Origin of the sequence: Cupriavidus basilensis (assembly GCF_000832305.1) — a bacterium.
Lineage (GTDB): Bacteria > Pseudomonadota > Gammaproteobacteria > Burkholderiales > Burkholderiaceae > Cupriavidus > Cupriavidus basilensis_F.
In genome coordinates this window covers 1784053-1808518 of sequence record NZ_CP010536.1, presented here as the reverse complement: position 1 = coordinate 1808518, position 24466 = coordinate 1784053, and the positions used below count along the sequence as shown (strand labels likewise).

General features: G+C 63.8%; 34 protein-coding genes and 1 pseudogene. 31 read left to right on the top strand and 4 right to left on the bottom strand.

Going from position 1 to position 24466, the window contains the following annotated elements:
* The first annotated feature begins 11 nt into the window (after window positions 1-11).
* The 21 genes and pseudogenes from RR42_RS08620 to RR42_RS38360 form a co-directional block, all read left to right on the top strand.
* A complete protein-coding gene (locus tag RR42_RS08620; protein ID WP_043345765.1) occupies window positions 12-401 on the top strand; it encodes a putative holin in 390 nt (129 codons plus the stop codon).
* Window positions 398-709, top strand: a complete 312-nt coding sequence (locus tag RR42_RS08615) for a phage holin family protein (RefSeq protein WP_052494536.1) — start codon at window positions 398-400, stop codon at window positions 707-709. Before RR42_RS08620 ends, RR42_RS08615 begins: the two co-directional genes overlap by 4 nt.
* Window positions 706-1512 (top strand): N-acetylmuramidase domain-containing protein, encoded by an 807-nt coding sequence (locus tag RR42_RS08610; RefSeq protein ID WP_043345762.1) that lies wholly within the window; start codon window positions 706-708, stop codon window positions 1510-1512. The genes RR42_RS08615 and RR42_RS08610 overlap by 4 nt, the downstream gene beginning before the upstream one ends.
* Window positions 1509-2018, top strand: a complete 510-nt coding sequence (locus RR42_RS08605; RefSeq protein WP_043345759.1) for a hypothetical protein — start codon at window positions 1509-1511, stop codon at window positions 2016-2018. The genes RR42_RS08610 and RR42_RS08605 overlap by 4 nt, the downstream gene beginning before the upstream one ends.
* A complete protein-coding gene (locus RR42_RS08600; RefSeq protein WP_043345755.1) occupies window positions 2015-2455 on the top strand; it encodes a phage tail protein in 441 nt (146 codons plus the stop codon). The genes RR42_RS08605 and RR42_RS08600 overlap by 4 nt, the downstream gene beginning before the upstream one ends.
* Entirely contained in the window at window positions 2452-2898 is a 447-nt protein-coding gene (locus RR42_RS08595; RefSeq protein WP_043345751.1) for a phage virion morphogenesis protein, read from the top strand. Before RR42_RS08600 ends, RR42_RS08595 begins: the two co-directional genes overlap by 4 nt.
* 281 nt (window positions 2899-3179) lie before the next feature.
* Window positions 3180-3797, top strand: coding sequence for a phage baseplate assembly protein V (locus RR42_RS08590; protein ID WP_043345747.1), 618 nt, complete (start codon window positions 3180-3182; stop codon window positions 3795-3797).
* Entirely contained in the window at window positions 3794-4156 is a 363-nt protein-coding gene (locus RR42_RS08585) for a GPW/gp25 family protein (protein ID WP_052494535.1), read from the top strand. Before RR42_RS08590 ends, RR42_RS08585 begins: the two co-directional genes overlap by 4 nt.
* Complete coding sequence (locus RR42_RS08580) at window positions 4153-5061, top strand: baseplate J/gp47 family protein (protein WP_043345742.1); 909 nt, start codon at window positions 4153-4155, stop codon at window positions 5059-5061. The genes RR42_RS08585 and RR42_RS08580 overlap by 4 nt, the downstream gene beginning before the upstream one ends.
* On the top strand, window positions 5054-5602 hold the full coding sequence (locus RR42_RS08575) for a phage tail protein I (RefSeq protein ID WP_043345739.1): 549 nt from the start codon (window positions 5054-5056) through the stop codon (window positions 5600-5602). Before RR42_RS08580 ends, RR42_RS08575 begins: the two co-directional genes overlap by 8 nt.
* A gap of 1 nt (window position 5603) precedes the next feature.
* Window positions 5604-7175, top strand: a complete 1572-nt coding sequence (locus tag RR42_RS08570; protein WP_043345736.1) for a tail fiber protein — start codon at window positions 5604-5606, stop codon at window positions 7173-7175.
* 12 nt (window positions 7176-7187) lie between these two features.
* Window positions 7188-7898: a phage tail protein gene (locus RR42_RS08565; RefSeq protein ID WP_063778406.1), complete on the top strand. Its 711-nt coding sequence runs from the start codon at window positions 7188-7190 to the stop codon at window positions 7896-7898.
* 121 nt (window positions 7899-8019) lie between these two features.
* Entirely contained in the window at window positions 8020-9192 is a 1173-nt protein-coding gene (locus tag RR42_RS08560; RefSeq protein ID WP_043345733.1) for a phage tail sheath protein, read from the top strand.
* Between the two features lie 22 nt (window positions 9193-9214).
* On the top strand, window positions 9215-9724 hold the full coding sequence (locus tag RR42_RS08555) for a phage major tail tube protein (RefSeq protein ID WP_043345729.1): 510 nt from the start codon (window positions 9215-9217) through the stop codon (window positions 9722-9724).
* Window positions 9725-9766: 42 nt separating this feature from the next.
* Window positions 9767-10096 carry a phage tail assembly protein gene (locus RR42_RS08550; protein ID WP_043345724.1) on the top strand — a complete coding sequence of 110 codons (330 nt, stop codon included), beginning with the start codon at window positions 9767-9769 and terminating at the stop codon, window positions 10094-10096.
* Window positions 10097-10128: 32 nt separating this feature from the next.
* A complete protein-coding gene (locus RR42_RS41690; RefSeq protein ID WP_419188882.1) occupies window positions 10129-10194 on the top strand; it encodes a GpE family phage tail protein in 66 nt (21 codons plus the stop codon).
* Entirely contained in the window at window positions 10191-12872 is a 2682-nt protein-coding gene (locus tag RR42_RS08545; RefSeq protein WP_043345721.1) for a phage tail tape measure protein, read from the top strand. Before RR42_RS41690 ends, RR42_RS08545 begins: the two co-directional genes overlap by 4 nt.
* A 2-nt stretch (window positions 12873-12874) precedes the next feature.
* Complete coding sequence (locus RR42_RS08540) at window positions 12875-13300, top strand: phage tail protein (protein ID WP_043345716.1); 426 nt, start codon at window positions 12875-12877, stop codon at window positions 13298-13300.
* A complete protein-coding gene (locus RR42_RS08535) occupies window positions 13297-14451 on the top strand; it encodes a phage late control D family protein (protein WP_052494534.1) in 1155 nt (384 codons plus the stop codon). The genes RR42_RS08540 and RR42_RS08535 overlap by 4 nt, the downstream gene beginning before the upstream one ends.
* A 132-nt stretch (window positions 14452-14583) precedes the next feature.
* On the top strand, window positions 14584-15390 hold the full coding sequence (locus RR42_RS38365; RefSeq protein WP_082054834.1) for an NYN domain-containing protein: 807 nt from the start codon (window positions 14584-14586) through the stop codon (window positions 15388-15390).
* A gap of 229 nt (window positions 15391-15619) precedes the next feature.
* Window positions 15620-15870, top strand: a pseudogene (locus RR42_RS38360) (DNA methyltransferase); the annotation flags it as partial.
* 65 nt (window positions 15871-15935) lie between these two features.
* On the opposite strand, the gene RR42_RS08520 reads toward RR42_RS38360, so the two are convergent.
* The 3 genes from RR42_RS08520 to RR42_RS08510 all read right to left on the bottom strand — a co-directional run bounded on the left by RR42_RS08520 (window position 15936) and on the right by RR42_RS08510 (window position 17952).
* Window positions 15936-16391: a hypothetical protein gene (locus RR42_RS08520; RefSeq protein ID WP_144409788.1), complete on the bottom strand. Its 456-nt coding sequence runs from the start codon at window positions 16389-16391 to the stop codon at window positions 15936-15938.
* Window positions 16392-16495: 104 nt separating this feature from the next.
* Window positions 16496-17230, bottom strand: coding sequence for a hypothetical protein (locus tag RR42_RS08515; RefSeq protein ID WP_144409787.1), 735 nt, complete (start codon window positions 17228-17230; stop codon window positions 16496-16498).
* Window positions 17231-17529: 299 nt separating this feature from the next.
* Window positions 17530-17952 carry a helix-turn-helix domain-containing protein gene (locus RR42_RS08510; RefSeq protein ID WP_043345704.1) on the bottom strand — a complete coding sequence of 141 codons (423 nt, stop codon included), beginning with the start codon at window positions 17950-17952 and terminating at the stop codon, window positions 17530-17532.
* Between the two features lie 74 nt (window positions 17953-18026).
* Between RR42_RS08510 and RR42_RS38355 the strand changes: the two genes are divergently transcribed.
* Together RR42_RS38355 and RR42_RS08505 are read left to right on the top strand one after the other, a co-directional pair.
* Complete coding sequence (locus RR42_RS38355; RefSeq protein WP_082054833.1) at window positions 18027-18266, top strand: hypothetical protein; 240 nt, start codon at window positions 18027-18029, stop codon at window positions 18264-18266.
* A gap of 3 nt (window positions 18267-18269) precedes the next feature.
* Complete coding sequence (locus tag RR42_RS08505) at window positions 18270-18563, top strand: hypothetical protein (RefSeq protein ID WP_043345702.1); 294 nt, start codon at window positions 18270-18272, stop codon at window positions 18561-18563.
* Window positions 18564-18637: 74 nt separating this feature from the next.
* On the opposite strand, the gene RR42_RS08500 is transcribed toward RR42_RS08505, so the two are convergent.
* Window positions 18638-19138, bottom strand: a complete 501-nt coding sequence (locus RR42_RS08500; protein WP_043345699.1) for a hypothetical protein — start codon at window positions 19136-19138, stop codon at window positions 18638-18640.
* Between the two features lie 107 nt (window positions 19139-19245).
* On the opposite strand from RR42_RS08500, the gene RR42_RS08495 reads away from it, so the two are divergent.
* The 8 genes from RR42_RS08495 (at window position 19246) to RR42_RS08465 (ending at window position 24461) form a co-directional block, all read left to right on the top strand.
* Window positions 19246-19494 carry an ogr/Delta-like zinc finger family protein gene (locus tag RR42_RS08495; protein ID WP_043345697.1) on the top strand — a complete coding sequence of 83 codons (249 nt, stop codon included), beginning with the start codon at window positions 19246-19248 and terminating at the stop codon, window positions 19492-19494.
* Window positions 19495-19603: 109 nt separating this feature from the next.
* A complete protein-coding gene (locus RR42_RS08490; protein WP_043345694.1) occupies window positions 19604-20152 on the top strand; it encodes a Bro-N domain-containing protein in 549 nt (182 codons plus the stop codon).
* 20 nt (window positions 20153-20172) lie between these two features.
* Entirely contained in the window at window positions 20173-22878 is a 2706-nt protein-coding gene (locus RR42_RS08485; RefSeq protein ID WP_043345691.1) for a toprim domain-containing protein, read from the top strand.
* Window positions 22879-23125: 247 nt separating this feature from the next.
* Window positions 23126-23284, top strand: a complete 159-nt coding sequence (locus tag RR42_RS40395; RefSeq protein ID WP_158408271.1) for a hypothetical protein — start codon at window positions 23126-23128, stop codon at window positions 23282-23284.
* Complete coding sequence (locus RR42_RS08480; RefSeq protein ID WP_043345687.1) at window positions 23284-23526, top strand: hypothetical protein; 243 nt, start codon at window positions 23284-23286, stop codon at window positions 23524-23526. Before RR42_RS40395 ends, RR42_RS08480 begins: the two co-directional genes overlap by 1 nt.
* A complete protein-coding gene (locus RR42_RS08475; RefSeq protein WP_043345683.1) occupies window positions 23519-23722 on the top strand; it encodes a hypothetical protein in 204 nt (67 codons plus the stop codon). The genes RR42_RS08480 and RR42_RS08475 overlap by 8 nt, the downstream gene beginning before the upstream one ends.
* 20 nt (window positions 23723-23742) lie before the next feature.
* Window positions 23743-24165, top strand: coding sequence for a hypothetical protein (locus tag RR42_RS37675; protein WP_144409786.1), 423 nt, complete (start codon window positions 23743-23745; stop codon window positions 24163-24165).
* Window positions 24162-24461 carry a hypothetical protein gene (locus RR42_RS08465; protein WP_043345680.1) on the top strand — a complete coding sequence of 100 codons (300 nt, stop codon included), beginning with the start codon at window positions 24162-24164 and terminating at the stop codon, window positions 24459-24461. The genes RR42_RS37675 and RR42_RS08465 overlap by 4 nt, the downstream gene beginning before the upstream one ends.
* Window positions 24462-24466: the final 5 nt, after the last annotated feature.

Here is a 24466-nt window from a genome sequence, read left to right as displayed (position 1 = left end):
AAGGAGCCGTCATGGCTGAACCCATCGCCGCCAGCTCCGCCACCGCCGTCGCGGTGACGGCCGCCGGCGCCATCTCCCTGCTGCCTGGCGTGGACGCCGGCACCGTGCTCGGCGCCTTCGCCGGCGCCGCCGTGTTCGTCCTCAACTCGGAAGATCTCGGCCCGCTCAAGAAGATGGCCTTCCTGGCACTGTCCGTCATTGCCGGCTGCATGTCGGCACCGCTCACCGCCTACCTGATCGACTGGGCGCTACCGCCGGAGGCTGAGGTAAGCCATGGCGTCGGCGCCCTCGTGGCGTCCGCCGTGGTGGTCAAGCTGCTGCTGGCGCTGATCCGCGTTGCCGACAACGGCGACAAGATGTTCGCCCTCTTCAAGGGCGGTACCCGAGGAGACCGCAAATGACCCTGCTGTTCACCCTGCACGCCATCCTGTGCGCCCTGATCGCCGTGCGCTTGCTGCTCTTCCGCCGGCATGGCGCGGTCTACCGGCCGTGGGCCGCCCGGCTCGCCTACGGCATGATCGTGGTGACCGCTGCTGCGCCCATCGGCGTGCTGTTCGGCCGGTACGACTGGGCGATGCTGGCTCAGATCGGCATCACCGCCATCCTCTGCGTCGCCGTCTACACCGTGCGCGGCAATGTGGTCGAGCTGTTCCGCATGGACGACGGCCGGGGCTCCTGGCTGCTCCGCCTGCTGCGGAGGTGCCCATGACCATCCTGCGACGCGGCAGCAGCGGCGATGACGTGCTGGAACTGCAACGGCTGCTCCGGCTCCGTGGCGCCACCCTACCCCTGACCTCCCACTTCGGCATCCAGACCGACGCCGCTGTGCGTGCCGCCCAGGCGCGCTACGGCCTGGTCATCGATGGCATCGCCGGGCCGAAGACCTTTGTCGCCCTCCAGATCGACGGACGCCAGCCGGGACACCTGGCTGCTGCCGATCTGCAACGTGCTGCCGACAAGCTAGCCCTGCCCTTGGCCGTGGTGCGCGCCGTGAATGAAGTGGAGAGCCGCGGCACCGGCTTCCTGCCCGATGGCCGCCCCGCGATTCTCTTCGAACGGCACATCATGTATCGGCAGCTCCGCCTGGCAAAGCTGGATGCCGATGACTTGGCCAAAGGCTTCCCCAAGCTAGTGAACCCCGCCCGCGGCGGCTACATGGGCGGCGCCAGCGAGCATGTACGGCTGGCCGGCGCCATGCACATCCATCGCGACAGCGCGTTGGAATCGGCAAGCTGGGGGCTCTTCCAGATCATGGGCTTTCATTGGCTGCGGCTCGGCTATGCCAGCGTGCTCGCCTACACCGATGCCATGCGCACCGGCGAGCCCGCGCAACTTGGAGCCTTCGTGCGCTTTGTCGAAACCGATCCCGCGCTACACAAGGCACTGAAGACCCGCAAATGGGATACCTTCGCCAGCATTTATAACGGCGCGGCCTACAAGGCGAACCTGTACGACATCAAGCTGGCGCGCGCTTATGAGCGTTACCAGGCAGAGGAGCAGGCAACCGTATGAAGCGCTCGCTCGCCATCGCACTCACCCTGCTGGTCGCGCTGGCGGCAGCAGCTACTGCCGGCGCCTCGGCGGTCGGCAGCTACCGTGCGGCGCAGCAACGCGCTACCGAGGCACAACGCACGGTTGCAGCGCTACGCATCCAGCTGGACAACGCCCAAGGCGCCACGGAGTACGTCACCCGGTACGTCGATCGCGTGCGCGAGATCCGAATCAAGGGCGACACCATCATCAAGGAGGTACCCCGCTATGTTTCCCCGCAAGCTGATGCCGCTTGTATTGTCCCTGTCGGCTTTGTCCGGATGCACGACGCCGCAGCAGCCGGCGTCTTGCCAGATCCAGGTACCGGCGATGCTGATGCGGCCCCCGCAGGCCTTGCGCTCTCTACCGTCGGCGCCACCGTTGCCGACAACTACACAACCAGCCACGCCAACGCCGAACAGCTAGCCCGGCTCCAGGCCATGCTACGCGCCCAGGGCGTGACCGTCATTGGAGACGACAACCCATGATGAAGCCCAACGACCTCCGGCAAGCGCTAACCGCCGCGGTACCGGAACTGCAACGCAACCCCGACAAGCTGCACATCTTCGTGGACGAAGGCCGCGTCGTGGCTACCGGCAGCAAAACGCTCTCCTTCGAGTACCAGTACACGCTGACGCTGATCGTGACGGACTATGCCGACAACTCGGACACCATCACGGTGCCGGTGCTGGCCTGGCTGCGCGCCAACCAGCCGGAGCTATTCTTCAACCCGGATCGGCGGGAAGATGGCTTCAAGTTTGAGGCAGACATCCTCAACCACACCACTGTCGATATCGCCATCAAGCTGGCGCTCACCGAGCGCGTAACAGTCCGCGTGGCCGGCAGCGGCTACAGCATCACGCACGAGCCGGAGCCGGTGAACGAGTACGACGATCCCTCCACCTGGCGGCCGGTGGTGCCATGAGCGATCTTCACGAGTTGGAGTCCTGGTTGGGCGGGCTGCTGGTCAACGTCGATGCGCCCGCGCGCCGCGCGCTGGCGCGGGCCGTGGCGGCGGAGATGCGGCGCCGCCAGGTCAAGCGGATTGCCGCGCAGCGCAACCCCGATGGGTCGGCGTATGAGCCGCGCAAGCCGCAACTGCGGCAGCGGCCTGGACGAATACGCCGCACGATGTTCGCGCGGCTGCGCACTGCACGGTTCCTGAAGGCCGAATCTGATGAAAACGCTGCCGTGGTCACATTCATCGGGCGCGCGCGCCGAATTGCGGAAGTGCATCACTTTGGGCTGAGGGATCGCGTCAACAAGGCAGGCCTAGAAGCGCAGTACCCCAAGCGCGAATTGCTAGGCTTCGACGATGCAATGGTGTCGGCACTGACCGACGCCATCGTTGCGCACATCGCGGGCTAAACCACTGCTACCTACGCATCAAACTTAGCCTCGCATCAACGCCTGGCGGGCGGCACCGAGCGTCAGTTCAAGGCAGACCACCGGCAGCGGAATCCAGAGGATCGGAAACCAGAAGATCTTCCCACCTATCTGCGTCACTGCAGAACAAAGGATATTGGCGCGCCGGTTGCAAAGATTTAGTACTTCGGCGCGCTGACGCTGCCAGCCTAGCGTTGTTGTAGTGGCAGAAATGACAACATCGAATGAATGACCATCCCGCGCGCGCAAGGCAATCTTGCCGCATGGACCTCGCCGAACTCGCTCGTCTCCTCGAAAACCTCCTCCGCCTCGGCACCGTCGCCGCCGTGCAGACAGGCAATCCGCCCCGCGTCCGCGTCCAAACCGGCGGTCTCACCACCACCTGGCTACCCTGGGCCGAGCGCCGCGCCGGCAAAACACGCACCTGGAACCCACCCACCGTCGGCGAGCAGGTTCTGCTCCTCTGCCCGAGCGGCGACGTCGCCAACGGCATCGTCCTGACCGGCATCCCTTCGGACGCAACCGACGTTCCCAGCCACAGCGCAAACGAGACCGTCACGAGCTACCCGGACGGCGCCCTCACCCGCTACGACCACGCCACCAGCGAGTTGGCCATCACCGGCGTCAAGACCATCCTGGTAGAGGCGGCAACCAGCGTCCTGGTGCGCTGCCCGGACACCACCTTCGACGGCAACGTGACCGTACAGGGCCTGCTCTCCTACCAGAACGGCATCGCCGGTACCGGCGGCGAGCATGGCAACGCCATCACAGGCGACTTCATCCACCGCGACGGCGTCCTATCCTCCAATGACGTGGTCCTCGACAAGCACGACCACGGCGGCGTCTATCGCGGCGACAGCCGAACGGACGGCCCCCGATGACCACTTATCTCGGCATGCACGCCATCGCCGGTACCGCCATCGGCGACCGCGACCACATCATGCAATCCGTGCGCGACATCCTCACCACGCCAATTGGCACCCGCGTCATGCGGCGCAACTACGGCTCGCTACTGCCCGAACTGATCGACCAACCGCTACACGGCGCCACGCTGCTGCGGGCCATGTCGGCGTCCGTTGCCGCGCTGGTCCGTTGGGAGCCACGCATCCGCGTACAGCGCGTGAGCTTCGAAGTCAGCGCGCAAGGCAGTCTCTATATCGATATCGACGCGCCGCGCGTGGACGGCCCGCGCCTTGAGGCCGGCGCCTACCGCGTCCTGCTGCGCGAGGCCAACGCATGAGCGCCACGCCGATCGATCTCTCGCGCCTGCCCTCGCCCGATGTGGTGGAAGCGCTCGACTTCGAAACCCTGTACGCCGAGCGCAAGGCCGAGTTCATTGCCCTGTGGCCGCCCGAGCAGCAGCCCGCCATTGCAGCCGCCTTGGCCCTGGAATCCGAGCCCATGGCGAAGGCAGTGCAGTCCAGCACCTACCGCGAGCTCGTGCTGCGCCAGCGCGTAAATGAAGCGGCGCGCGCCGTCATGCTCGCCAAGGCGCGCGGCGCCGACCTGGAGCACTTGGCCGCCCTCTTTGGCATCCAGAAGCTGACGATCACGCCAGGCGACCCGGACCGGGGTATCCCGGAGGTAAAGGAAGGCGACGAAGACTTGCGCAAGCGCACGCAGCTTGCCCCGCAGGGTTTTTCCGTGGCCGGCCCGGAGGGGGCATACATCTCGCATGCCATGGGCGCCAGCGGGCTGGTGCTGGACGCGTCCGCCACCAGCCCCAGTCCCGGCAATGTGCTGGTGACGATCCTGGCCCGAACCGCCGACGGCACGGCGGACGATGCCCTGGTCCAAGGCGTCAGCGCGGTGCTGACGGCCGACCACGTCCGTCCGCTGACCGACTTCGTCACCGTCCGCTCGGCGGAGATCGTCAGCTACCGCGTCCGAGCTACGCTCTACACCTTGCCGGGCCCCGATTCCAGCGTGGTGCTGGTAGAAGCCGAGCGGAACCTGGCCAGGTACGCCGCAGCCTCCCACCGCATCGGCCGCGAGATCAACCTATCCGCCATCTACGCCGCCCTGCATATCGAAGGCGTGGAGCGCGTCGAGCTGCTGGAGCCCAAGGCAAGCATCCCTATCTCCCGCACCCAGGCGCCGCATTGCATCCAGGCCGAGATCAAGCACGGAGGCGTCTATGGCTGACCGCAGCCTGCTCCCGCCAAACGCCTCACCACTGGAGCGCCGGCTGACCGAGATCATGGGTCGCCTGGGAGACATCCCCTCGCCCCTACGCGAGCTGATGCAGCCCGACATCTGCCCAATCGAATTGCTGCCCTGGCTGGCCTGGCACCTCGGCGTGGACGCCTGGAAGGACTACTGGCCCGAAGAGGTCAAACGCGCCCGCGTGAAGGCCGCCATCCCCATCGCCCGCCAGAACGGCACTGCCGCGGCGGTGCGCGGGGTCATCGCCGCCTTCGGCGCCGATATCGCCCTGCGGGAATGGTGGCAACTCACCCCGCCCGGGCCGCCCCACACCTTCGACGTGGTGCTGACAGTGAACAGCCGCAACGGCGAGCCGGTCACCGCCGACTTCGTCGCTGACGTCATCGGCGAGATCGATCGCACCAAGCCCGTTCGCTCGCACTACACCTTCACGCAGCGCATGAACAGCCGCGGCGCCGTCGCCATCGGCGCCGCGCTGCGCGTCGCCCTCTACTACCGTCTCTCCATTACCGAATCCTGATATGGCCGGCATCCTCATCAAGCTCACCACTGCCGGGCGCGCGGCGCTCGTCGGCCCCGGCAACACTGGCACCGCAAAGCGCCTGGTGGTCTCCATCGGCGTAGCCACCGCCGCGTTCACCCACAAGGACGATCTCGCCAAGCTGCCCAACGAGCGAAAACGCCTGCAGACTATCGCCGGAGTGAACGTTGCGCCTGACACCATCCACGTCACGATCCAAGACGACACCGATGATCGATACACCATGTTTGGCTTCGGCTTGTACCTGGACAACGGCGTGCTGCTCGGCACCGTTAGTTCGACCGTAGCGATTGCGGAAAAAGCGCCGGCGGCAATCATGCTGGTGGCAGCCGATATCAAGTTCGAAACTGCAGACGCCACCGTCCTGGTCTTCGGTGATGCCTCTTTTGCCAACCCGCCGGCCACCGAGGAGCGCATGGGAATCATCGAGCTGGCAACGGCGGAGGAAACCGGCGCTGGCGAAGACGACTCCCGAGCCGTCACCCCTCAGAAACTGAGGCATCGCCTCGCGGCGCTCGGGCTGGGCACGACGGATAACAGCGCCAGCATCGCCGACCTGAACGATGTCTCGGTGGGTAGCGGGATGTTCTTCGCAGCTGCGGATGCCAAGAACCTCCCGATGCCGCGTGGCGCCGGCATAGTCCTGCACCGGGTCTATGGCACTGCGGGCATGCAGATCTTCTCGCCCCAGGAACACTCTCAGTTGTTTTTTCGGCGTCGCATCGACCAGGAATGGCATTCCTGGTCCGAGTTGGCGCCGACCGACAGCCCACGCCTCACAGGTAGTCCTACCGCACCGACGCCACCGGCAGGCGACCACTCCACCCGGATCGCCACCACAGCCTTCGTGATGGACGTCATCTCAACAGCGTCCATCGGGCAGATCATCATCGAGGCGCGCACTAGCGTGCGCGCCGGTTGGCTCAAGCTCAATGGCGCCGTGCTCAACCGCGCAGACTATCCGCTGCTGTGGGCCTACGCACAGAGCAGCGGCGCGCTGGTACCAGAGCTCGAATGGTTCGCCCGGGGCTGGGGTTGCTTCTCCACCGGCGACGGCATCGCCACGTTCCGTATTCCGGACGGGCGCGGAGAGTACCTGCGTTTCTGGGACGATGGGCGTGGCGCTGACACAGGCCGCGAAATTGGCAGCTATCAAGGTCCGCAGAATATGACGCACTCGCATACTGCCAGTGCTGCGACCGCGGGCGACCATCTACACAGCGCCTGGACGGACGCGCAAGGCAACCACAACCACGGTGGACCGACAACCGCCGCTGGTGCCCACAACCACCACTCCGGCATCTACCGCAATTCGATGATCTATGGCGGCGGCGGCCCGCGCGACGACATCGGTGAGTACCCTACCGATCCGATCTACACCAGCGGCGCGGGCGACCACCAGCACTGGGTGTATTGGGACGGCCACCACGGCCACAACGTCGGAATCGGTACGGGCGGCGGCCACACGCACGGCGTCACCATCGAGTCACACGGTGGCGACGAGGTCCGCGTCCGCTCCATCGCATTCCTAGCGATGATCCGCGCTTACTAGGAGAGACACAGCATGCTGATTCACCAATACGACAGCGAGACCGGCCAGTACGTATCCAGCCGTCTGGCCGACGCCGATCCGCTCAACCCTGGGCGCTGGCTGATCCCGGCCTTTACGACACCGCTGGCCTTGCCTGAGCGCGCCCGCACGACCTGGCCCTTCTTCCGGAACGGCGAGTGGGTCCTTCTGCCGGACTATCGCGGCATCCTGCTCTATCGCCAGAACAACGGCGAACGCGCGGAAGTGCTGGCCGCCGGCCTCACACCAGCCGATGTCGGCCTGACGGAGCAGCCGCGCCCCACGGCTCAGCACCGCTGGACCAGCGACGGCTGGGAGCTTGACCCTGCTGTGGTGGCGGCGCACGCGCGCGACGCCGCCATGGCGGAGTTCGAGATGCGGCTGGAGCACGCGCGTACGCGCAACGCCGGCAAAGCCGACGCCTATGCAGCCGGCCAGCTCTCCCGGCTTGAGGTTGCCGTTTTTAAGGCCTGGGCGGCGTATCAGCTGGAGCTGGTACGCGCGATCCAGTCGCCAGGCTTCCCCGAAAGCCATGCGTGGCCGGCAGAGCCGGACGAGGATGCGATCGCGATCGAGGTCGCCGCCGAAGTAGAGCCTGAGATCACACCCGAGGCTGCGGTTGATCTGGTATCCCACGATGGACGTGCCCCTCACGAACCACCTGCGACAGCGCCTGGGGCAGACGCTCTAGCGCCCAACCCATAGCAAACCGCTACGTTGTGTTGTGACACCAAACCGCACAACACAACGCACGCGACCAGCTCGCGCGAGCACTGCATCCTACCGGGACGAACCCTTCTTCGCCCGACCATCCCCGGAGGACTGCATGGCAACCGACTACCACCATGGCGTGCGTGTCATCGAACTCAACGAAGGCACACGCGCTATCCGCACCATCAGCACCGCCGTGATCGGCATGGTCTGCATCGCAGACGATGCCGACCCGAAGGTCTTCCCGCTCGACACGCCCGTGCTCCTGGCCAACCCTCAGGCCAGCATTGGCAAGGCCGGAGACAAGGGCACTCTCGCCCCCAGCCTGCAGGGCATCTGCGACCAGGCCAATCCGCTGACCGTCGTTACGCGAGTAGCCAGCGGCAAGAACGAGAACGAAATGCATGCCAACGTCGCCGGCTCCGTCAACAAGGACGGCCGCTACACCGGCATGAAGAGCTTCCTGACCGCCAAGGCACGCCTCGGGGTCGCGCCACGCATCCTGGTGGCGCCTGGGCTGGAAACCATGGGCATCGGCCTGGAACTGGCCGCCTTGTGCCAGAAGCTGCGCGGCTTCACTTACATTGCCGCCTCAGACCGCAAGACCAAGGAAGACGCCACCGCCTTCCGGCAAATGTTCGGCCAACGCGAGGCCATGGTGCTGTGGCCGGACTTCATCGGCCGCCATCCCAAGTCGGGCACCAACGGCATCGTGCCCACGGCCGCCCAGGCCGCCGGCCTGCGGGCGAAGCTTGACGAGACCATCGGCTGGCACAAGACGCTCTCCAACGTGCCCGTCAACGGCGTCAGCGGCATCTCCAAGGACGTCTATTGGGATCTGCAGGACCCCGCCACGGACGCCGGCTACCTGAACAGCAACGAGGTCACCACGCTGGTGAACTTCCAGGGCTTCCGCTTCTGGGGCTCTCGCACCTGCTCCGCCGATCCGCTCTTCGCCTTCGAGAACTACACCCGCACCGCGCAAGTGCTGGCCGACACCATGGCCGAGGCACATGCCTGGGCCATGGATCTCCCCATGACGCCCTCGCTGGTGCGCGACCTGCTGGAAGGCATCAACGCCAAGATGCGTAGCCTCATCCGGCAAGGCTACCTGCTGGGCGGCGCGGCCTGGTTCGACCCCGAGGTCAACGCCAAGGAAACGCTCAAGGACGGCGGCCTGATGCTCGACTACGACTACACCCCCGTTCCGCCCCTGGAAAACCTCACCCTGCGCCAGCGCATCACCGATCGCTACCTGATGCAGTTCGCCGAGGCCGTCCAGGCCTGACTGCCCCTGACAAGGAACCACCATGGCTCTGCCACGCAAACTCAAGAACTTCATCATCTTCGCCGATGGCGTGAACTACGCCGGCGAATGCGAGGAAGTCACCCTCCCCAAGCTAACCCGCAAGCTGGAGGAATACCGCGCCGGCGGCATGAACGGCCCCGTCGATCTGGACATGGGCGGCGAGAAGCTTGAGCTCGAGGCCACTTACGGCGGCCTGATGCGCGAGATCCTCAAGCAGTACGGCGTCACCAGCACCGATGCCGCCCTGGTGCGCTTTGCCGGCGCCTACCAGCGCGACGACAGCGGGGACGTTGACTCCGTGGAAATCGTTGTCCGCGGCCGGCATACCGAGCTGGACTTCGGCACCGGCAAGGTCGGCGACAACAGCCAGTTCAAGGTCAAGTCGTCCGTCAGCTACTTCAAGCTCGCCGTCAACGGCGAAGTCTGGATCGAGATCGACTACGTCAACTTCATCGAGATCGTGTTCGGCGTCGACCGCCTGGCTGAGCAGCGCCGCGCCATGGGCCTGTAACGTCGCCACACTCCCCTATCTGCCCTCCCTTGGAACGCCATCATGAACGAACAAACCACCGTCATCATCCCGCTCGACACGCCCATCACCCGTGGCGAGCAGACCATCGCCACCATCACCGTACGCAAGCCGGCCGCCGGCGAGCTGCGCGGCTGTAGCCTGATGGATCTCATGCGCATGGACGTCACCGCCCTCCACGTGGTGCTACCGCGCATCACCACGCCCACGCTCACCACGCAAGACGTCAGCAAGCTCGACCCCGCCGATATGACCCAGCTCGCCACCGCGGTGAGCAATTTTTTGCTGCCGAAGGCGGCGAAGGGCGAGGAATACCAGACCGAGTCGAAGACGCCATCGCCGACGTTGCAGTGATCTTCCATTGGCAGCCCGAACACCTCTTCGAGATGGGGCTCGCCGAACTCATGGCATGGCGCGAACGCGCCAGGGAACGTAGCGGAACAGACGAATGAGCACGCCACGCAATCTAAGGCTGGAGGTGATCCTGCAGGCGGTAGACCGCCTCACCCGCCCGTTCCGCTCCGCCATGGGCAGCAGCACCGCCCTGGCCCGCACGGTGAAAGCCACGCGCGACCAGCTGAAGGAACTGAACCGCACGCAAGCCGGCATCGACAGCTTCCGCAAGCTATCCAAGGACGCTGCGATCACGCAGAACCAAATGCGCGGCGCACAGGCACGCGTCAAGGCGCTCTCCGACCAGATGGCCGCAACGGAGAAGCCCACGGCCGCGATGGCCCGAGGCCTGCAGGTGGCCGTGCGCGAGGCCCAGGCCCTCAAGCGGCGTGGCACGGAGCTGCAGCAGAACCTGCACGGCGTGCGCGGCCGGCTCGAAGCCGCCGGCGTCAGCACTACCAACCTGGGCCTGGCGCAGCGCGAGCTGCGGACCCGCGTCACGACGGCAAACGAAGCGCTCGTGCAGCAGGAAGCGCGGCTGCGGGCCGTAGGCGCGCGCCAGCGGCAAATGGCCGCCGCCCAGGCGCAATACGCCAAGGGGATCGCCGTGCGAAATTCCATGCTCGGCGCGGGCGTCTCCACCATGGCGGCCGGCGGCGTAGCCATGGCGCCAGTTGCCAAGGCGGTGAAGGACTTTGTCAGCTATGAAGACGCGATGCTGGGCGTTGCGAGGCAGATTCCCGGCGCGCGAGACGATGCGGGGAAGCTGACACAGCTGTACTACGACATTGGCGCGGCCGCCAGGAAACTGAGCGAGGATATTCCCATCCCCACCAATCAGATCATCGAGATGACGACAGCCGCCGCGCGCATGGAGGTCGGCACGGATTGGTTTGAGCAGGCGGAGGCAGCAGAAGCGGCCGGTGACCGCATTGAAGCAGCTCGCAAACGCGCGCTCGGCATTGCAGAACTGATGGAGTACAACAAGATGGTGGCGATGATGGCCACCGCATTTGATGCTGTGCCCGACGAGATCGCGGAGAGCATGGGCAAGGTGGCGAAGAACTTCAAGATTCCCACCAAGCACATCCGGGGCCTGGCAGACACGATCAATTACCTGGACGATAACGCCATCAGCAAGGGCGCGGACATCATCAATGTGGTGAATCGCACCTCCGGCGTAGTCTCCACCGTCAAGATGACTCCGGGCGATTCCGCCGCCCTCGCGTCAACGCTGCTCACGCTGGGAGAGCGCGCCGAGACAGCTGCCACGGCTATCAACGCCATTACACAGAAGTTCGCTGCGGCCGAAAAAGGCACGAAGAAGTTTCGTTCGGCGGTGGCGGAAATCGGCCTGACCCCGGAAGGCATCCAGAAGGGGATGGCCGAAGACGCCACCGGCACGATACAAAAAGTCATCGAGGCGGTGCAAAAGTTGCCGAAGGAAAAACGCGTAGGTGTCATGGTGGAACTCGTGGGCATGGAGCACTCCGATACCCTCGCAAAGCTTGTCGACAAGCCGGAGGAATTCGAGCGCCAATTGTCACTGGCACGGGGTACGAAGGCGCAAGGCTCAATGGAACGAGAGTTCTCCGCGCGCCAGCAGACGCTCTCGGCGGCGTGGACGCGCCTGCAGAACAAACTATTCAACGCCAGCGCCACCAGCGGCGAAGTGCTACGCCCGGTGCTGGTGGACCTAATGAACAGCATCAGTGGCCTGGTGGACCGCTTCAACACCTTTGCACAGGCGAACCCCGGGGTGGTGGCCTGGCTCATCAAGGGTGCCGCCGCCGTTGGCGTGCTGCTGGCCGTCATGGGCGCCCTCACCCTCGCGCTAGCTGCCGTGCTCGGGCCGCTGGTGATCGCCAAGTACGGCCTGGCCATGCTCGGGGTCCACATGGGTGCCGGCGCGGGCATCGCCGCGCGCCTGGCAGGGGCTTTCAATGTCGTCATGAAAGCGGTGGGCCTGCTCAGCCGCGCCTTCCTGATGAATCCCATCGGGCTGGCCGTCACCGCCATCGCTGTGGCCGCCTACCTGATCTACAAGTATTGGGAGCCGATCAAGGCGTTCTTCACCGGGCTGTGGTCCGAGGTGCGCGGCGCCTTCCTGGGCGGCCTGGGCGGCGTGCTGGCACTGATCCTCAACTGGTCTCTGCTTGGCGCGCTCTATCGCATCGTCGCGCCGGCGCTCGACTATTTCGGGATCAAGCTGCCGGCCAAGTTCAGCGAATTCGGCGCCAATCTGCTGCAGGGCCTGGTCGACGGCATCACCAGCAAGCTCGGCGCCGTGCGGGACGCCGTGGTGGGCGCTGGCGAGAGCGTCGCCGCATGGTTCAAGGAAAAGCTGGGCATCCACTCGCCCAGCCGCGTCTTTGCCCAGCTGGGCGGCTTCACCATGGCCGGGCTCGAGCAGGGCCTGGCGCAGGGCCAGGACGGCCCACTGCAGGCCATGGCACGCATCGCCGCAGCCGTGACGGCTGCCGGTGCTGCGGGACTTGCCGGGGGCGCCGGCGCGCCGGCCGTGGCCACGGTGCCTATCGACACGCGTCCGCCCCTCGCCACCCAGGGTGGCGCCTCGGCCAGCGCCGGCGTGGGTCCGGCGACGGTCATCTTCAACATATATCCGCCCGCGGGCGCGGACGAGCAGCTGATCGCGCGCCTGGTGGAAGACAAGCTCCGCAACCTGGAGCGCCAGCGTGGCGCTCGGGAGCGCTCGCGATTCACCGACAGGGACTGACCATGATGATGGCACTCGGGCAGTTCGTCTTCAGCGTGGAGACGGCGCCCTACCAGGACTTTCAGCAGCAGATGGGCTGGCAGCACCCCTCCAACAATCGGATCGGCCGCCGGCCTGCGCGGCAGTTCCTTGGCCCCGACGACGAGACCATTACGCTGGCGGGCCTGCTTGTTCCCGAACTGACCGGCGGCGATGTGACCGTCGACAGACTGCGCAATATGGGCGATGCCGGCGCGGCGTATGTGCTGATCGAGGGCACAGGCCGCTACTATGGGCTCTTCGTGATCGAGGGGCTAAGCCTCACCCGTACCCTCTTCTTCCAGGATGGTAAGGCGCGACGGATCGAGTTTTCGCTCAAGCTGACGCGCGTGGACGATGAAGCCGAGGCGCTGATTGGCCCCGGGCTGGTGGAGGATGGGCTCGCATGATCCGCTCCGTTGCAAACACCGAGCCGCGGGAGACCACCGGGCGGGAACCCAAGCCAATCTACCGGCTCACGCACAACGGCAAGAACATTACCGCTCGCTTCCAGGGACGGCTCATGAGCCTGACGCTCACGGACAACCGCGGCTTCGAGGCCGACCAGCTGGATATCGAGCTGGACGACCATGACGGCATGCTGGATCTGCCGGAGAAGGGAACCCGGTTGTCCCTTGCGCTCGGCTGGGCCGATACCGGCGTAGTAGACAAGGGCACCTACAAGGTGGATGAGATCGAGCATAGCGGGCCACCGGACCAGCTGACCATCCGCGCACGTAGCGCGGACCTGGGCAGCGACCTGACCACCCGGAAAGAGCGCTCCTTCCGCGACAGGACCGTGGGCGCGGTGGTGCGCGCCATCGCCAGCAAGAACGAGCTGGCGGCCGTGATCGCGCAGCAGCTCGCCGACCTGGTCATCGACCACCTGGACCAGACCGGCGAGTCCGATGCCAACCTGCTCACGCGCCTGGCGAAGGACTACGACGCCGTCGCCACCGTCAAACAGGGCAAGCTGCTGTTCATCAAGGCCGGCGAGGCGCTGTGCGCATCGGGCATACCGTTGCCCGTTGTCACCATTACCCGCGCGTCGGGCGACAAGCACACCTTCAACATTGCCGACCGAGAAAACTACAACGGCGTCAAGGCCAGCTACCAGGACACGCGCTCGGCGAAAAAGGGAGAGGTGGTCATCGACGCGTCGAACGCAGTAGCGGTGCGGGAGAAGGCCGGCTCGGGCAAGGGAAAGAAGAAGAAAGAGACCGTCACCAGCTATCCCAACCCGGACAACGTGAAGGTGCTGCGGCACACCTATGCCAGCAGGGCCAACGCGGAACGCGCCGCACGTGCCGAGTGGCAGCGCATCCAGCGCGGCGTGGCCACCTTCAGTATCACGCTCGCTCGCGGCCGGCCCGAGTTGTTTCCCGAACTGCCTGCCGTCGTGCGCGGGTGGAAGCCGCAGATCGACAGTACTGGCTGGATCGTGACGAAGGTTACCCACAACCTAACTGGCAATGGCTACACGACTGCGCTCGAGCTGGAGATCAGGCCTGCCGACCTCGACAATGAGGAACGTCTGGACAGAAGATCAGTCAGCCCTTAGAGTCAGTTTGAGATGTTGCCTCTGCATCTCTACTCGGCTTCATGAGACAGAGTCAGTATCCTCAGTACGTCTAATAGCAGACTACCATTTGCCGTTATCATGTGCGAACTATGTCAACGGATGAACCGATAGATGAGCGCACCACTAATTTCCGCTGAGTCTCGCGTTGCCGTACTGGTTGACTGCGACAACACTAGTCCGGAGATTCTGGAATACGCACTACGAGTCGTAGCTCAGTTTGGCCGTGTTGTTCTTCGTCGCGGCTATGGCAACCACAGCACGCTCGCAAAGACGTGGCAGGAGGCACTGGTTCGTCAAGCTTTCACACCATGCCTTCAATATCAATACGCTGCCGGCAAAAATACAGCCGACATTGCGCTGGCGCTGGATGCTCTCGAAGCGATGTTTGATCATCGTGCTGACAAGTTCTGCCTTGTTACCAGTGATTCCGATTTTGCCTATCTATGCCGGAAGCTTCGAGAGCGCGGGGCGACGGTCTGCATCGTCGGCGAGTCAAAGACGCCAGAAGCGCTACGCAATGCGAGCGACCAATTCTTTGAATGGTCATCAGTATCCACCGCAAGCGCTGAGCCTTCCAATGGCAAGCCAACCCAACTGAGAACGGAGCAGCCAAAGCAGCAGCCAGTAATCAAGCGGCGCCCGAGGTTCATTATGGACGCGGTGGCGTTGCTCGCGAGTAGCACATCCGAAGGCCAAGTTGCTTTAAGCGCACTAGGACAATACCTGAAACGCACAGACCCTGGTTTTTCAACAACAAGCTACGGTCATTCCGGCTTATTAGACATGTTGAAGACGTACGACCTTTTGGCTCTCAGAAAAGGGGAAGGTGGTCATTACACGGTGAGTCTGAGCCACCTGGGATGGAGCGGAGCCGGTTCCGTCGCTGAATCCTTGCCTAGCGAGACAGTCCAGCAATAGTGGAGGCAAAAACCTACTTTCTTACTGAGCATCGTCGTGTGCTCTGCGCAGGGAGCGCACATCGTCGATGTCCGAAAGCAAATCGACAACAACGGGTCGGATGCGGTCATTCCCCCATAGCCAACGAACCGCCGAGAAGGATTGGAAAGTGCCGATCGGCTCACGACTGGTGGAGATCGCTTGCCGGCCAGAAGCGGTCATTCGACATTGAGTCCTCAATAGTCGAATCCTGCTGGGCGTATTCGCAGAACGTTTGCCATTCCCGAAGCGGCACATGACGGAAAAACCCATGGGTCTGGCACAGCAGGTGGTCCGCCTTGTACCGCCCGGGAGCGTAGTCTGCGATCCATTCGCCGGCTCGGGCAGTTTCTTGGTCGCCGCAAAGGAGGCCGGGCATCAGTGGTCGGGTGCGAACTGCAGCCGGCCTACCATGAAGCGGCCAACGATCGTCTGGCCGAGGTGGAGCCCTCGGCGGCGTGAGCTACTTGTGAGGGACTCCCGCGCAGTTGCATACCTGCGCGGGGTATGGACTAGCGATCCCCGCCTCAGTCGGCGTCCCGAAGCAATTCATCGCGCCACTTGCCTGCCGTCAGCAGTTCTCCGGTGCTCATTCTGGTGACCTTGCCAACAATGCTATCGAAGAGGAAGGTTCGCACGTCCCTTCGAAGATGGCAGAAGCCCTCGAAGTACTCGTCATCCGCCTTTTGTACACTCACATGCCGCGCTGACTTCGCGCCCTGTCGATCCCGATATACGAACCTCACCTCGTCTGACACGGCGGCCATGTCCACTTGGATGGATTCGAAATCGGAAGACTGCGTATCGGTGACAGCGTATGTCGGCTTTGCCGCGTTAGAAGCGAGCTTGCGCAAAGACTCAATCTCAGCCTGAACGCGGCTTGTCGAGTTGCCGGGAGTTCGATTGCGCACATCTCCCTCGATCCGGGTAGCTGCATGAACGAGAGACCTCCACAGGGCGACGAGCCGTGCAATCATTTTCATTGAATCCCAAAATTTGTCTCGGTACGGCAGCGCAGCAAGGTTGCTCGTTGGCACCGATGCGCGTGCGCGTTCAGGTTGTAGACGACTGGCAATGCCAGGTACTACTACAGGCGACGCTTGCCGCCTACGCCTCGGGCAGGTACCCAGCTCGCCATGTCACCGCTGGTAGCTAGAGCAGCACATTCATAGATGCTGTTGTCTGGCATGCGTACCATGCTGCCGATGGAGTGTTCTTTTCCATCGTGGCGGCATGAAAGTGAAGTCGAGGGGTTCGTTGCATCCGCTGCGGGCCACGTGGCGTTGGCATATAGGCTATAGGCGGCTAAGCCCATCGCTACTATGGCAGTGCCTTTAAGGAAGCGAAGCGTCTGGCGGGTACCGTCAAGGCGAGCAGATAGTGCTGCACAACCGGTGCACTCCGAATGCGCGGGCGTTGTGACGTCGGACTGCCTGCAGAGAGAGCCAGGCGGCTCACCTCTCGCTTCCACGATCCAGTTGTCGAGCATCGACATCACGCTCTTGAACTGGCCACAAGGCAAGTCGAGAATCTTCTCAACACCGAAATCGCTCAGAACGACCGAGTAGACATCAAGCTGACGCTCGACACCTGCGACCTGCATGACCTCTTTCACCTTGGCCGCGATGCGCTTGCGCTGCAACTCCGTAATCGTCCTGACCGGGGGCAATGGCTCGCCGGTGCTAATCGTGATGACGTTGCTCATGTGGCTATTGGCATTGGCGCCTTCGTGGACCACGTTGCCGGCGACCACTTGCCCCACGTCGCCATCTACGGCTACACCACCATTCTTCATATTCACCGACGGTTTAGAGGACGACATGTTCGCGAGCGAGACTGGCAGGTGTGTGTACTTTGTTCAGCATAAATTTAAGTGTTGGATTACCGTGACCGGCAAAGTCACGTCACTGAGCTGCCCGTGGAATTCCAAGCAACCGCATGCGAAACGCCACAGGGAGCATGGCCCACCCAACCTATCCTAAAAAGAGTCAAAACGCTCTAGGACAAGTCTGGATCTGATTTCGATCATTTGTAATCAGATATGCGCGGCACTTAATTGCGCGGTCCCAAACGGAAACGGGCCTGCATTTAGCAGGCCCGTTTTTCGTTCATCCCGATGACTCAGGGTTGCTTCTTCTTACTCATGTCGATGGTAAATGGCGCGGTGACGTTGCCCTCGACGTACTGGCCAACGTTGCCTTTCACGCGGACGATGGCGTTTCCATTGTCTGGCTGCATGCCACCGATCAATGCGAGCACGCCGGCTCGGCCGCGCGCATCGAGCAGACGATAGCCCGCCAAGACGGCCGCTTCCTCAGCCGCTAGAGCAGCCGAGCTGCTCGCGCCAGTTAGAACATAAAGAACGTCAACGCCCGCCCCAGCTATTGCCGCCAGATAGTTTGCGTCCGGGACACGCTCGGCCTTCTCGTAGAGAACCTGAGTCTTGACTGAGACCCCGCCAATGGCCGCGAAAGCGGCCTGATTCAAGCCTTTGCGCTTCCGCTCCTCGGCCAGCCGGCCCCCGATAGTCACCGATTGGTTCATTTTGATGTTGTCAAATGCACCGTTCGGTGCATATAATTTGTTGTGCAACGCTAACTTACACAAGTATATCCGCCATGCTCAAAGCTAAAGTTCCTGTGTCTCGCTCTCCGCGCGGCGTGCTGACTAGCAAACCGATCTACACCCGCTTGCTGCCCGCCGAGCAGTGTGAATTCGAGGCACGTGCGCTGGAAGAAGGCCGGTCGCTCTCAAACATGGCTAGGGTTTTCATCCTGGTGGGCATGCAGGCTGCTGGCAACTCAAAGGCTACTCAGGGCCCAGCGCATCAGCAAACAACGTCCGTTGAGGGAGATTGAGCCATGCGGCCACCCATCCGAATTGAACAGGCCCTTCGAACAGCACTAAGCGGCCCGGGTCGCCTGGACATGCAACGCTCCATCGGCTGGGACAACTCGCAGGTGAGCCGTTTCCTCAACGGCGACCAGGGCGTGGTGATCGACAAGCTGGACACCATGGTGGCGTCGGTGGGCTATGTGCTGGTCACCCGGAAGTACCTGGACGCGGTCGCCACCCTTGGCGAGGTCGGCATGCACTGCGAATGCGCGCGGCAAGGCATGGGCGAATGCGGGCTGTCGCGGGAGGTACGCCAATGAACCGCTCCACTCGCAAACTGCGCGGACTGCTGGATACGGCCAGCGCCACACTCGCCTGCATCAGCACGGCGCGGTCAGACTGTCGGCGCCGTGACCTCGATAAATGGTTTCGGGTTGCTTGGCGGTATTACGCCTGGAATGCTCCCATGACCCTCGCTGCAATGAAGGGATTGGCCGCCATCCTGCAATTGCAGGTACGTTTTCTTATGTCGGTTCATGCAATTGGCGCAAAGGTATATCGCCGGATCAGCCGCCCCTCCCTGCGCCTTGTCGCGAAAGCAGAAGCCGCCGAGCCTGGTGTGATGTGGTTCATAGCGCGTCATATCGGCTTGAAACTCTTCGATCTTGCGCAGTTCGGCGCGGAGTTCCTCCACCAGATCTTCCGCTGCGCGTTTCTCCTGCAGGAGCGTGTTATTCGCATAGTGGAGCTCGAAGGCTGCGTGCGAGATCTCGACCAAGCGCTCAGTCAGGACAGCCTTCGCTTCGTTGAGCTTGACGTCGTCGCGCAGACCGATGGCGACCTTGGTGAAATCGACGGCTTGCTTGAGTGCCGAGAATGCGGTCATAAGTTCCATGAGGGCTCCTCCGATGTTGAATTGAACAGCGTTGCAACTGGCGATTCTACGTTGGTGGATGTCCCTCGCCCCAATGCATCAAAGCCACCGCCTCACCGGGATTGCATATGAAAATGGACTGCCCGCACTGCGGCACCCGGATGCATATCCGCACCAGCCGCCCTGTATCACTGCTCTCCCGCGAGCTATACGTGCAGTGCCCGAACGTGGAGTGCGCCTACACCTGCAAGATGCTGCTTTCGCCTGTGCACACCATCGCGCCCAGCATCCGACCGAATCCGAAGGCATACCTGCCGCTAGGCCGCGCACGGCCTGCGGCCGGCGACGAGCGCCAGCTCGAATTGCTGACGACCTGATGGCCTAGCCTCTTCCTTCCTTTGATTGCCTGTTTCATGCCCTTCGGGGCGTGAGGGGCTCCTTTTGTCCAAAATCCGCCGCCCTTGCGGCTTTGCCCTGGAGAACGCCATGCAGAACCACGCCGATTCCATCGTCCTTGCCTATGAAAACATCGAGTTCGACGTGGTCGATATTCACAACGTGCCCTGGCTAAGGGGCTTGCAGGTTGCAAGTGCCCTTGGCTACAAAAACCCGTCGGCTGATATCCAGAACCTGTTCGACCGCAACGCCGACGAATTCACTGCGGAGATGACCCGACTGGTCGAACTCGACACCGCCGGCGGCCGCCAACAGGTCCGCATCTTCAGCCCGCGCGGTTGCTACCTCCTAGGCATGCTGGCCCGCACGGAACGCGCCAAGGACTTCCGCCGCTGGGTGCTGGACGTCCTGGAGGGCCGGCAGGTGCCGCGCAAGGTCGGCGCCTTGACCGTGGCGCAGCAACTGGCCGCGCTCCGCTACCGGGGCGCCCTGGTGAAGGAACTGCCCGGCATCAGGACACGCGCCGTGGCGGTGGAGCTGTACGCCAACCTGCGCCACGTCTCCCGCCTGCTCGGCTTGCCGGTATCGGATCTCGATGCCCTGCTGCCGCGCCAACACCGGCTCGATGGCGTCGCCTGACCTAAACATCGGCATCCATCATGAACCCATCCCTGCGCACCGAAGTCACCAGCCGCTTGCTGCGCGACTACGGCTTCAAGCAGAAGAGCACGCCCACTGGCGAGAAGCTGGACGCCGGGGCCTGCCCATCGTGCGGCAAGAAGATGCTGTGGGCCTTTGGCGACGCGCCGTGGGTGATCCGCTGCAACCGGCTGAACCACTGCGGCGCGGAGTTCCATATCAAGGACCTGTACCCGGACCTGTTCGACAACTGGAGTTCCCTGCACAAGCCCACGCCGGACAGCCCGAAGGCCACGGCAGATGCCTACATGCGCGACGGCCGCGGCTTCGACCTGGACCAGGTGCGCGACTGGTACACGCTGGAGAGCTACTTCAACCACGAGCTGCAGATCGGCAGCGCCACCGTGCGCTTCCCCTTGCCCGCCGGCGGCTACTGGGAGCGGATCATCGACCAGCCGCACCGCTTCGGCAAGCGCAAGGCGAATTTCCACGGCAGCTACGCGGGCACCTGGTGGCAGCCGCCTACGCTGAACACGGCGGCGGTGGACGAAATCTGGATCGTGGAGGGCATCTTCGACGCGATCGCGCTGCTGCACCATGGTATTGCCGCCGTGGCAGTCATGTCCTGCAACAACTACCCGGCGAAGGCGCTGGCGGCATTGATCGAGCAGCTGACGGCGCTCGAACGGCCACGGCCCACGCTAGTGTGGGCATTGGATAGTGACAAGGCGGGCCGCACATTCGCCAGACAGTGGATCGCGCGCAGCCTGGAGGAAGGCTGGACGGCCACCGCCGCCCAGGTGAAGGCCAGCGGCGCCAAGAAGCTGGACTGGAACGACATGCACCAGCGCGGGCTGCTGCGTGAGCAGGACCTGGACGAGTACCGCTACCTGGGCGCCCTGCTTGCCGCGAACTCGCCGGCGGAAAAGGCGCGGCTGATCTATGGCCGGGGCAGCGCCAGCCAGTTTTCCTTTGACTTCGAGAACCGGCTCTACTGGTTCAAGCTGGACATCGAGGCGCTGAACCGCGAGGCCTACGCCATCCGCGAGACGCACGGCGATATGCCGGAGGCCGAGGTCCGCGAGCAGGCCATGCTGAAGGCCGGCGTGGTCGTGAACATCGCCACGTGTTTGCCCACCGCCTTGTACTACCAGGCCAACGCGCTGACGGACGAGAGCTGGTACTACTTCCGCGTGGCGTTTCCGCACGACGGGGCGCCGGTCAAGAACACCTTCACCAGCGCCCAGATCGCCTCCGCCGGCGAGTTCAAGAAGCGGCTGCTGGCCGTTGCACCTGGTGCGTTCTACACGGGTTCCAACGGGCAGCTGGACGAGTACCTGAAGGCGCAGATGCAGCGCATCAGGAGCGTGCAGACCATCGACTATGTGGGGTACAGCAAGGAGCACGGCTGCTATGTGTTTCCCGAAGTGGCCATCAAAGACGGGAAGCTGCATACGCTGAACGACGAGGACTTCTTCGACGTGGGCCGGCTGTCGATCAAGACGATCAGCACCTCGGCTGGGCTGTCGTTGAACACGGTCCTCAAGGACTTCAAACAAGACTGGCTGCAGCTGCTATGGGGCGCGTTCGGGCCAAAGGCCATCGTGGCGCTGGCGTTCTGGCTGGGCAGCCTGTTTGCCGAGCAGATCCGTGGCGCGCACAAGAGCTTCCCCTTCCTGGAGATCGTTGGCGAGCCGGGTGCGGGCAAGACGACGCTGATCGAGTTCCTGTGGAAGCTCTGCGGCCGGCGCGACTACGAGGGCTTCGATCCATCGAAGTCATCGCTGGCGGCGCGGGCGCGCAACTTCGCCCAGGTATCCAATCTGCCAGTGGTGCTGATCGAGGGCGACCGTGGCGACGATGGCGCTAAGGCGCGCGGGTTCGACTGGGACGAGCTCAAAACAGCCTACAACGGCCGCAGCGTGCGCGCGCGCGGCGTGAAGAATGGCGGCAACGAAACCTACGAGCCGCCCTTCCGTGGCGCCGTGGTCATCAGCCAGAACGCGGACGTGAGTGCCAGCGAGGCGGTGCTGCAGCGGATCGTTCACCTGTACTTCGACCGCTCAGGGCAGAGCCACGACAGCCTCACCGCCGCCAAGGCCATCGAGCATGTCGCCGTGGAAGAGGCGTCTGGCTTCCTGCTGGCCGCCGCGATGAAGGAACAGGAGATCATGAAGGACTTCCTGGCGCGCGAGCCGGTGTACCAGGCGCACCTGGCGAAGCATCCGGACATCAAGCACCCGCGCCTGATCAAGAACCACGCGCAGATCATGGCGCTGGTGGACTGCCTTGGGCATGTGCTGCCCCTGCCCAAGGAATACCGCGACGCCGCGCTGCGCCAGCTCACCACCATGACGGTGGAGCGCCAGCAGGCCATCGGCGCCGACCACCCGCTGGTGGCGGAATTCTGGGAGGTCTACGACCACGTCGAATCCGCCGAAGACGACCGCCCGGTACTGAACCATGCCCGCGGCGATGGCCTGATCGCCATCAGCCTTCGGCACTTCGAACAGGTGGCGAACGACCGCCGCCTCAACATCCCCCCGCTTGCCGACTTGAAGCGCGTGCTCAAGACATCGCGGCATCGCAAGTTTGTCGACCTGCGGGTGGTCAACAGCGCTATCAACGCGCACCACAACGCCGAGTATCCGATGTCTCCGAAGCGGCCAGCCACTGTGAAGTGCTGGGTGTTTGAGGGAGAGCGGTCGGCATTTAAGGGAGTTTGAGTATGAGCGCAATCAGCACCGTTCTTTGCCGCGCCGTCCATGTGGACTTGACGGCGGTTCAGTTCCACAGGTACTCCCCCGCGGATGGTAGATCTGACTACCTCATCGCAACGCAACGCCTTGAGGCCACGCTTCATGACGGTAGTCGCTTCGAACTGGTGATCCATCTCACTGAAGGCTGTGGCTGCCTAGAGGCCGGCCCACCTGTTCTTATTCCGCCTGTGTCGGCAATGGAAGGAGCGCTGGCATGAGTGCCTTCTTGGTCTTAGTCATCTCGCACGCCGGCGTACGCCTGCAGTTCACCGCGATTGCGCATACTCGGCTTGACGCGCAATTGAATACGCTCGAGCACCTAACCGAGCCGCCCCGCTTCTGCCGCGCCCGCGCGATCGGGAGGGCTGCCTGATGCTCGCCGTGCTCAACCTGTGGATGGTCGCCACGGCGTTGGTATCCGTGTTCCTGTTCAACGCAGGCCCTTCGCGGGCACGCTGGGCGGCCCTTGCCGGCCTGCTCGGCCAGCCGGCCTGGCTGTACCTGACCCACGCCACCGGCGAGGCCGGCATGTTCGCGGCGAGCCTGTTCTTCACGCTCTGCTATGGCCGAGGCGTCTGGAACGGCTTCCTCCGGCCTGGAGATCACGATGGCTAAGCCCGAGCTCACCGAAGCCGATCTGCGCCGCGCGCACCGTGCCATGCGCATCGCCACCCCGTTCGAAGCGATGTCCGACCTGGTGCGCCGGGCGCTGGCTGCAGCGGCTGGCGCCATGGCGGTCCGGGACCGTCAGCGCGCAGCGCGGCGGCCGGTGGATATGAAGCGCCGCGCCGGCGGCGATTTTGAAGATTGATATTGCAGGAGGGTCAACCCATGAAGCACGAGATCACCATCGCGATCGATGAACACCAGCTCGCTCAGCATAGCGACGAGAGCCTCGCCACGCTGTGGTACGTCGCCCAGGCCAACCCGGCGCCGTTCGGCGACCCGGCCGCGTGCCACCTGGCGGAGCAGATCGGCAGGGAGATCATCTGCCGCTGGTTGCGGATGACGCCGGCGCCGCTGTGGAACTGGCAGGGTAGCCATGTACAGCACGCCTCATTCCATGCAGCGAGGGAGAATGCCGCACGGTATCTGAAACTGCGTGACGCGCCCGTTGACCAGCTCGGCACCGCGGGTGTGCCTTGCATCGCCGTGCCATCCGGACTGCAGAGCGGGGACTATGTGAGTGGCAAGGAAGCAGACGCGGCCGTGGACTCCATCACGAGGCCCGCCGAGCACGGGAGACCGCAATGAGCGACGCGGAGCTGATTGATCGCCTCGCTGCCGCCGTCGCCGAGCGCGTCTTGCCGGCGGTTCCGTTTAACGTGCAGTTGTGGAGCACGGAGGCGATTGCCACCTACCTGCAGCGGCCCGCGCAGGTGGTGCGCGAGCGAGTCGTTTGCTTACCCGGCTTCCCCCGGCCCATTCGCCTCCCCGCGGCTGCGGGAAGCAAGGCCACTGCCCATCCCCGCTGGAAGGCGGCCGAAGTGATCGCCTGGACAGAGTCACATCGAGAGAAATTGCCCCGAGGGCAGCGCCGGACAGGCTAGAACCG

Bases quoted from the DNA above. Each gene is read 5' to 3' on its own strand.
- RR42_RS08620 (WP_043345765.1), top strand. From the start codon at position 12: ATGGCTGAACCCATCGCCGCCAGCTCCGCCACCGCCGTCGCGGTGACG.
- RR42_RS08615 (WP_052494536.1), top strand. From the start codon at position 398: ATGACCCTGCTGTTCACCCTGCACGCCATCCTGTGCGCCCTGATCGCC.
- RR42_RS08610 (WP_043345762.1), top strand. From the start codon at position 706: ATGACCATCCTGCGACGCGGCAGCAGCGGCGATGACGTGCTGGAACTG.
- RR42_RS08605 (WP_043345759.1), top strand. From the start codon at position 1,509: ATGAAGCGCTCGCTCGCCATCGCACTCACCCTGCTGGTCGCGCTGGCG.
- RR42_RS08600 (WP_043345755.1), top strand. From the start codon at position 2,015: ATGATGAAGCCCAACGACCTCCGGCAAGCGCTAACCGCCGCGGTACCG.
- RR42_RS08595 (WP_043345751.1), top strand. From the start codon at position 2,452: ATGAGCGATCTTCACGAGTTGGAGTCCTGGTTGGGCGGGCTGCTGGTC.
- RR42_RS08590 (WP_043345747.1), top strand. From the start codon at position 3,180: ATGGACCTCGCCGAACTCGCTCGTCTCCTCGAAAACCTCCTCCGCCTC.
- RR42_RS08585 (WP_052494535.1), top strand. From the start codon at position 3,794: ATGACCACTTATCTCGGCATGCACGCCATCGCCGGTACCGCCATCGGC.
- RR42_RS08580 (WP_043345742.1), top strand. From the start codon at position 4,153: ATGAGCGCCACGCCGATCGATCTCTCGCGCCTGCCCTCGCCCGATGTG.
- RR42_RS08575 (WP_043345739.1), top strand. From the start codon at position 5,054: ATGGCTGACCGCAGCCTGCTCCCGCCAAACGCCTCACCACTGGAGCGC.
- RR42_RS08570 (WP_043345736.1), top strand. From the start codon at position 5,604: ATGGCCGGCATCCTCATCAAGCTCACCACTGCCGGGCGCGCGGCGCTC.
- RR42_RS08565 (WP_063778406.1), top strand. From the start codon at position 7,188: ATGCTGATTCACCAATACGACAGCGAGACCGGCCAGTACGTATCCAGC.
- RR42_RS08560 (WP_043345733.1), top strand. From the start codon at position 8,020: ATGGCAACCGACTACCACCATGGCGTGCGTGTCATCGAACTCAACGAA.
- RR42_RS08555 (WP_043345729.1), top strand. From the start codon at position 9,215: ATGGCTCTGCCACGCAAACTCAAGAACTTCATCATCTTCGCCGATGGC.
- RR42_RS08550 (WP_043345724.1), top strand. From the start codon at position 9,767: ATGAACGAACAAACCACCGTCATCATCCCGCTCGACACGCCCATCACC.
- RR42_RS08545 (WP_043345721.1), top strand. From the start codon at position 10,191: ATGAGCACGCCACGCAATCTAAGGCTGGAGGTGATCCTGCAGGCGGTA.
- RR42_RS08540 (WP_043345716.1), top strand. From the start codon at position 12,875: ATGATGATGGCACTCGGGCAGTTCGTCTTCAGCGTGGAGACGGCGCCC.
- RR42_RS08535 (WP_052494534.1), top strand. From the start codon at position 13,297: ATGATCCGCTCCGTTGCAAACACCGAGCCGCGGGAGACCACCGGGCGG.
- RR42_RS38365 (WP_082054834.1), top strand. From the start codon at position 14,584: ATGAGCGCACCACTAATTTCCGCTGAGTCTCGCGTTGCCGTACTGGTT.
- RR42_RS08520 (WP_144409788.1), bottom strand. From the start codon at position 16,391: ATGAAAATGATTGCACGGCTCGTCGCCCTGTGGAGGTCTCTCGTTCAT.
- RR42_RS08515 (WP_144409787.1), bottom strand. From the start codon at position 17,230: ATGTCGTCCTCTAAACCGTCGGTGAATATGAAGAATGGTGGTGTAGCC.
- RR42_RS08510 (WP_043345704.1), bottom strand. From the start codon at position 17,952: ATGAACCAATCGGTGACTATCGGGGGCCGGCTGGCCGAGGAGCGGAAG.
- RR42_RS38355 (WP_082054833.1), top strand. From the start codon at position 18,027: ATGCTCAAAGCTAAAGTTCCTGTGTCTCGCTCTCCGCGCGGCGTGCTG.
- RR42_RS08505 (WP_043345702.1), top strand. From the start codon at position 18,270: ATGCGGCCACCCATCCGAATTGAACAGGCCCTTCGAACAGCACTAAGC.
- RR42_RS08500 (WP_043345699.1), bottom strand. From the start codon at position 19,138: ATGGAACTTATGACCGCATTCTCGGCACTCAAGCAAGCCGTCGATTTC.
- RR42_RS08495 (WP_043345697.1), top strand. From the start codon at position 19,246: ATGAAAATGGACTGCCCGCACTGCGGCACCCGGATGCATATCCGCACC.
- RR42_RS08490 (WP_043345694.1), top strand. From the start codon at position 19,604: ATGCAGAACCACGCCGATTCCATCGTCCTTGCCTATGAAAACATCGAG.
- RR42_RS08485 (WP_043345691.1), top strand. From the start codon at position 20,173: ATGAACCCATCCCTGCGCACCGAAGTCACCAGCCGCTTGCTGCGCGAC.
- RR42_RS40395 (WP_158408271.1), top strand. From the start codon at position 23,126: ATGAGTGCCTTCTTGGTCTTAGTCATCTCGCACGCCGGCGTACGCCTG.
- RR42_RS08480 (WP_043345687.1), top strand. From the start codon at position 23,284: ATGCTCGCCGTGCTCAACCTGTGGATGGTCGCCACGGCGTTGGTATCC.
- RR42_RS08475 (WP_043345683.1), top strand. From the start codon at position 23,519: ATGGCTAAGCCCGAGCTCACCGAAGCCGATCTGCGCCGCGCGCACCGT.
- RR42_RS37675 (WP_144409786.1), top strand. From the start codon at position 23,743: ATGAAGCACGAGATCACCATCGCGATCGATGAACACCAGCTCGCTCAG.
- RR42_RS08465 (WP_043345680.1), top strand. From the start codon at position 24,162: ATGAGCGACGCGGAGCTGATTGATCGCCTCGCTGCCGCCGTCGCCGAG.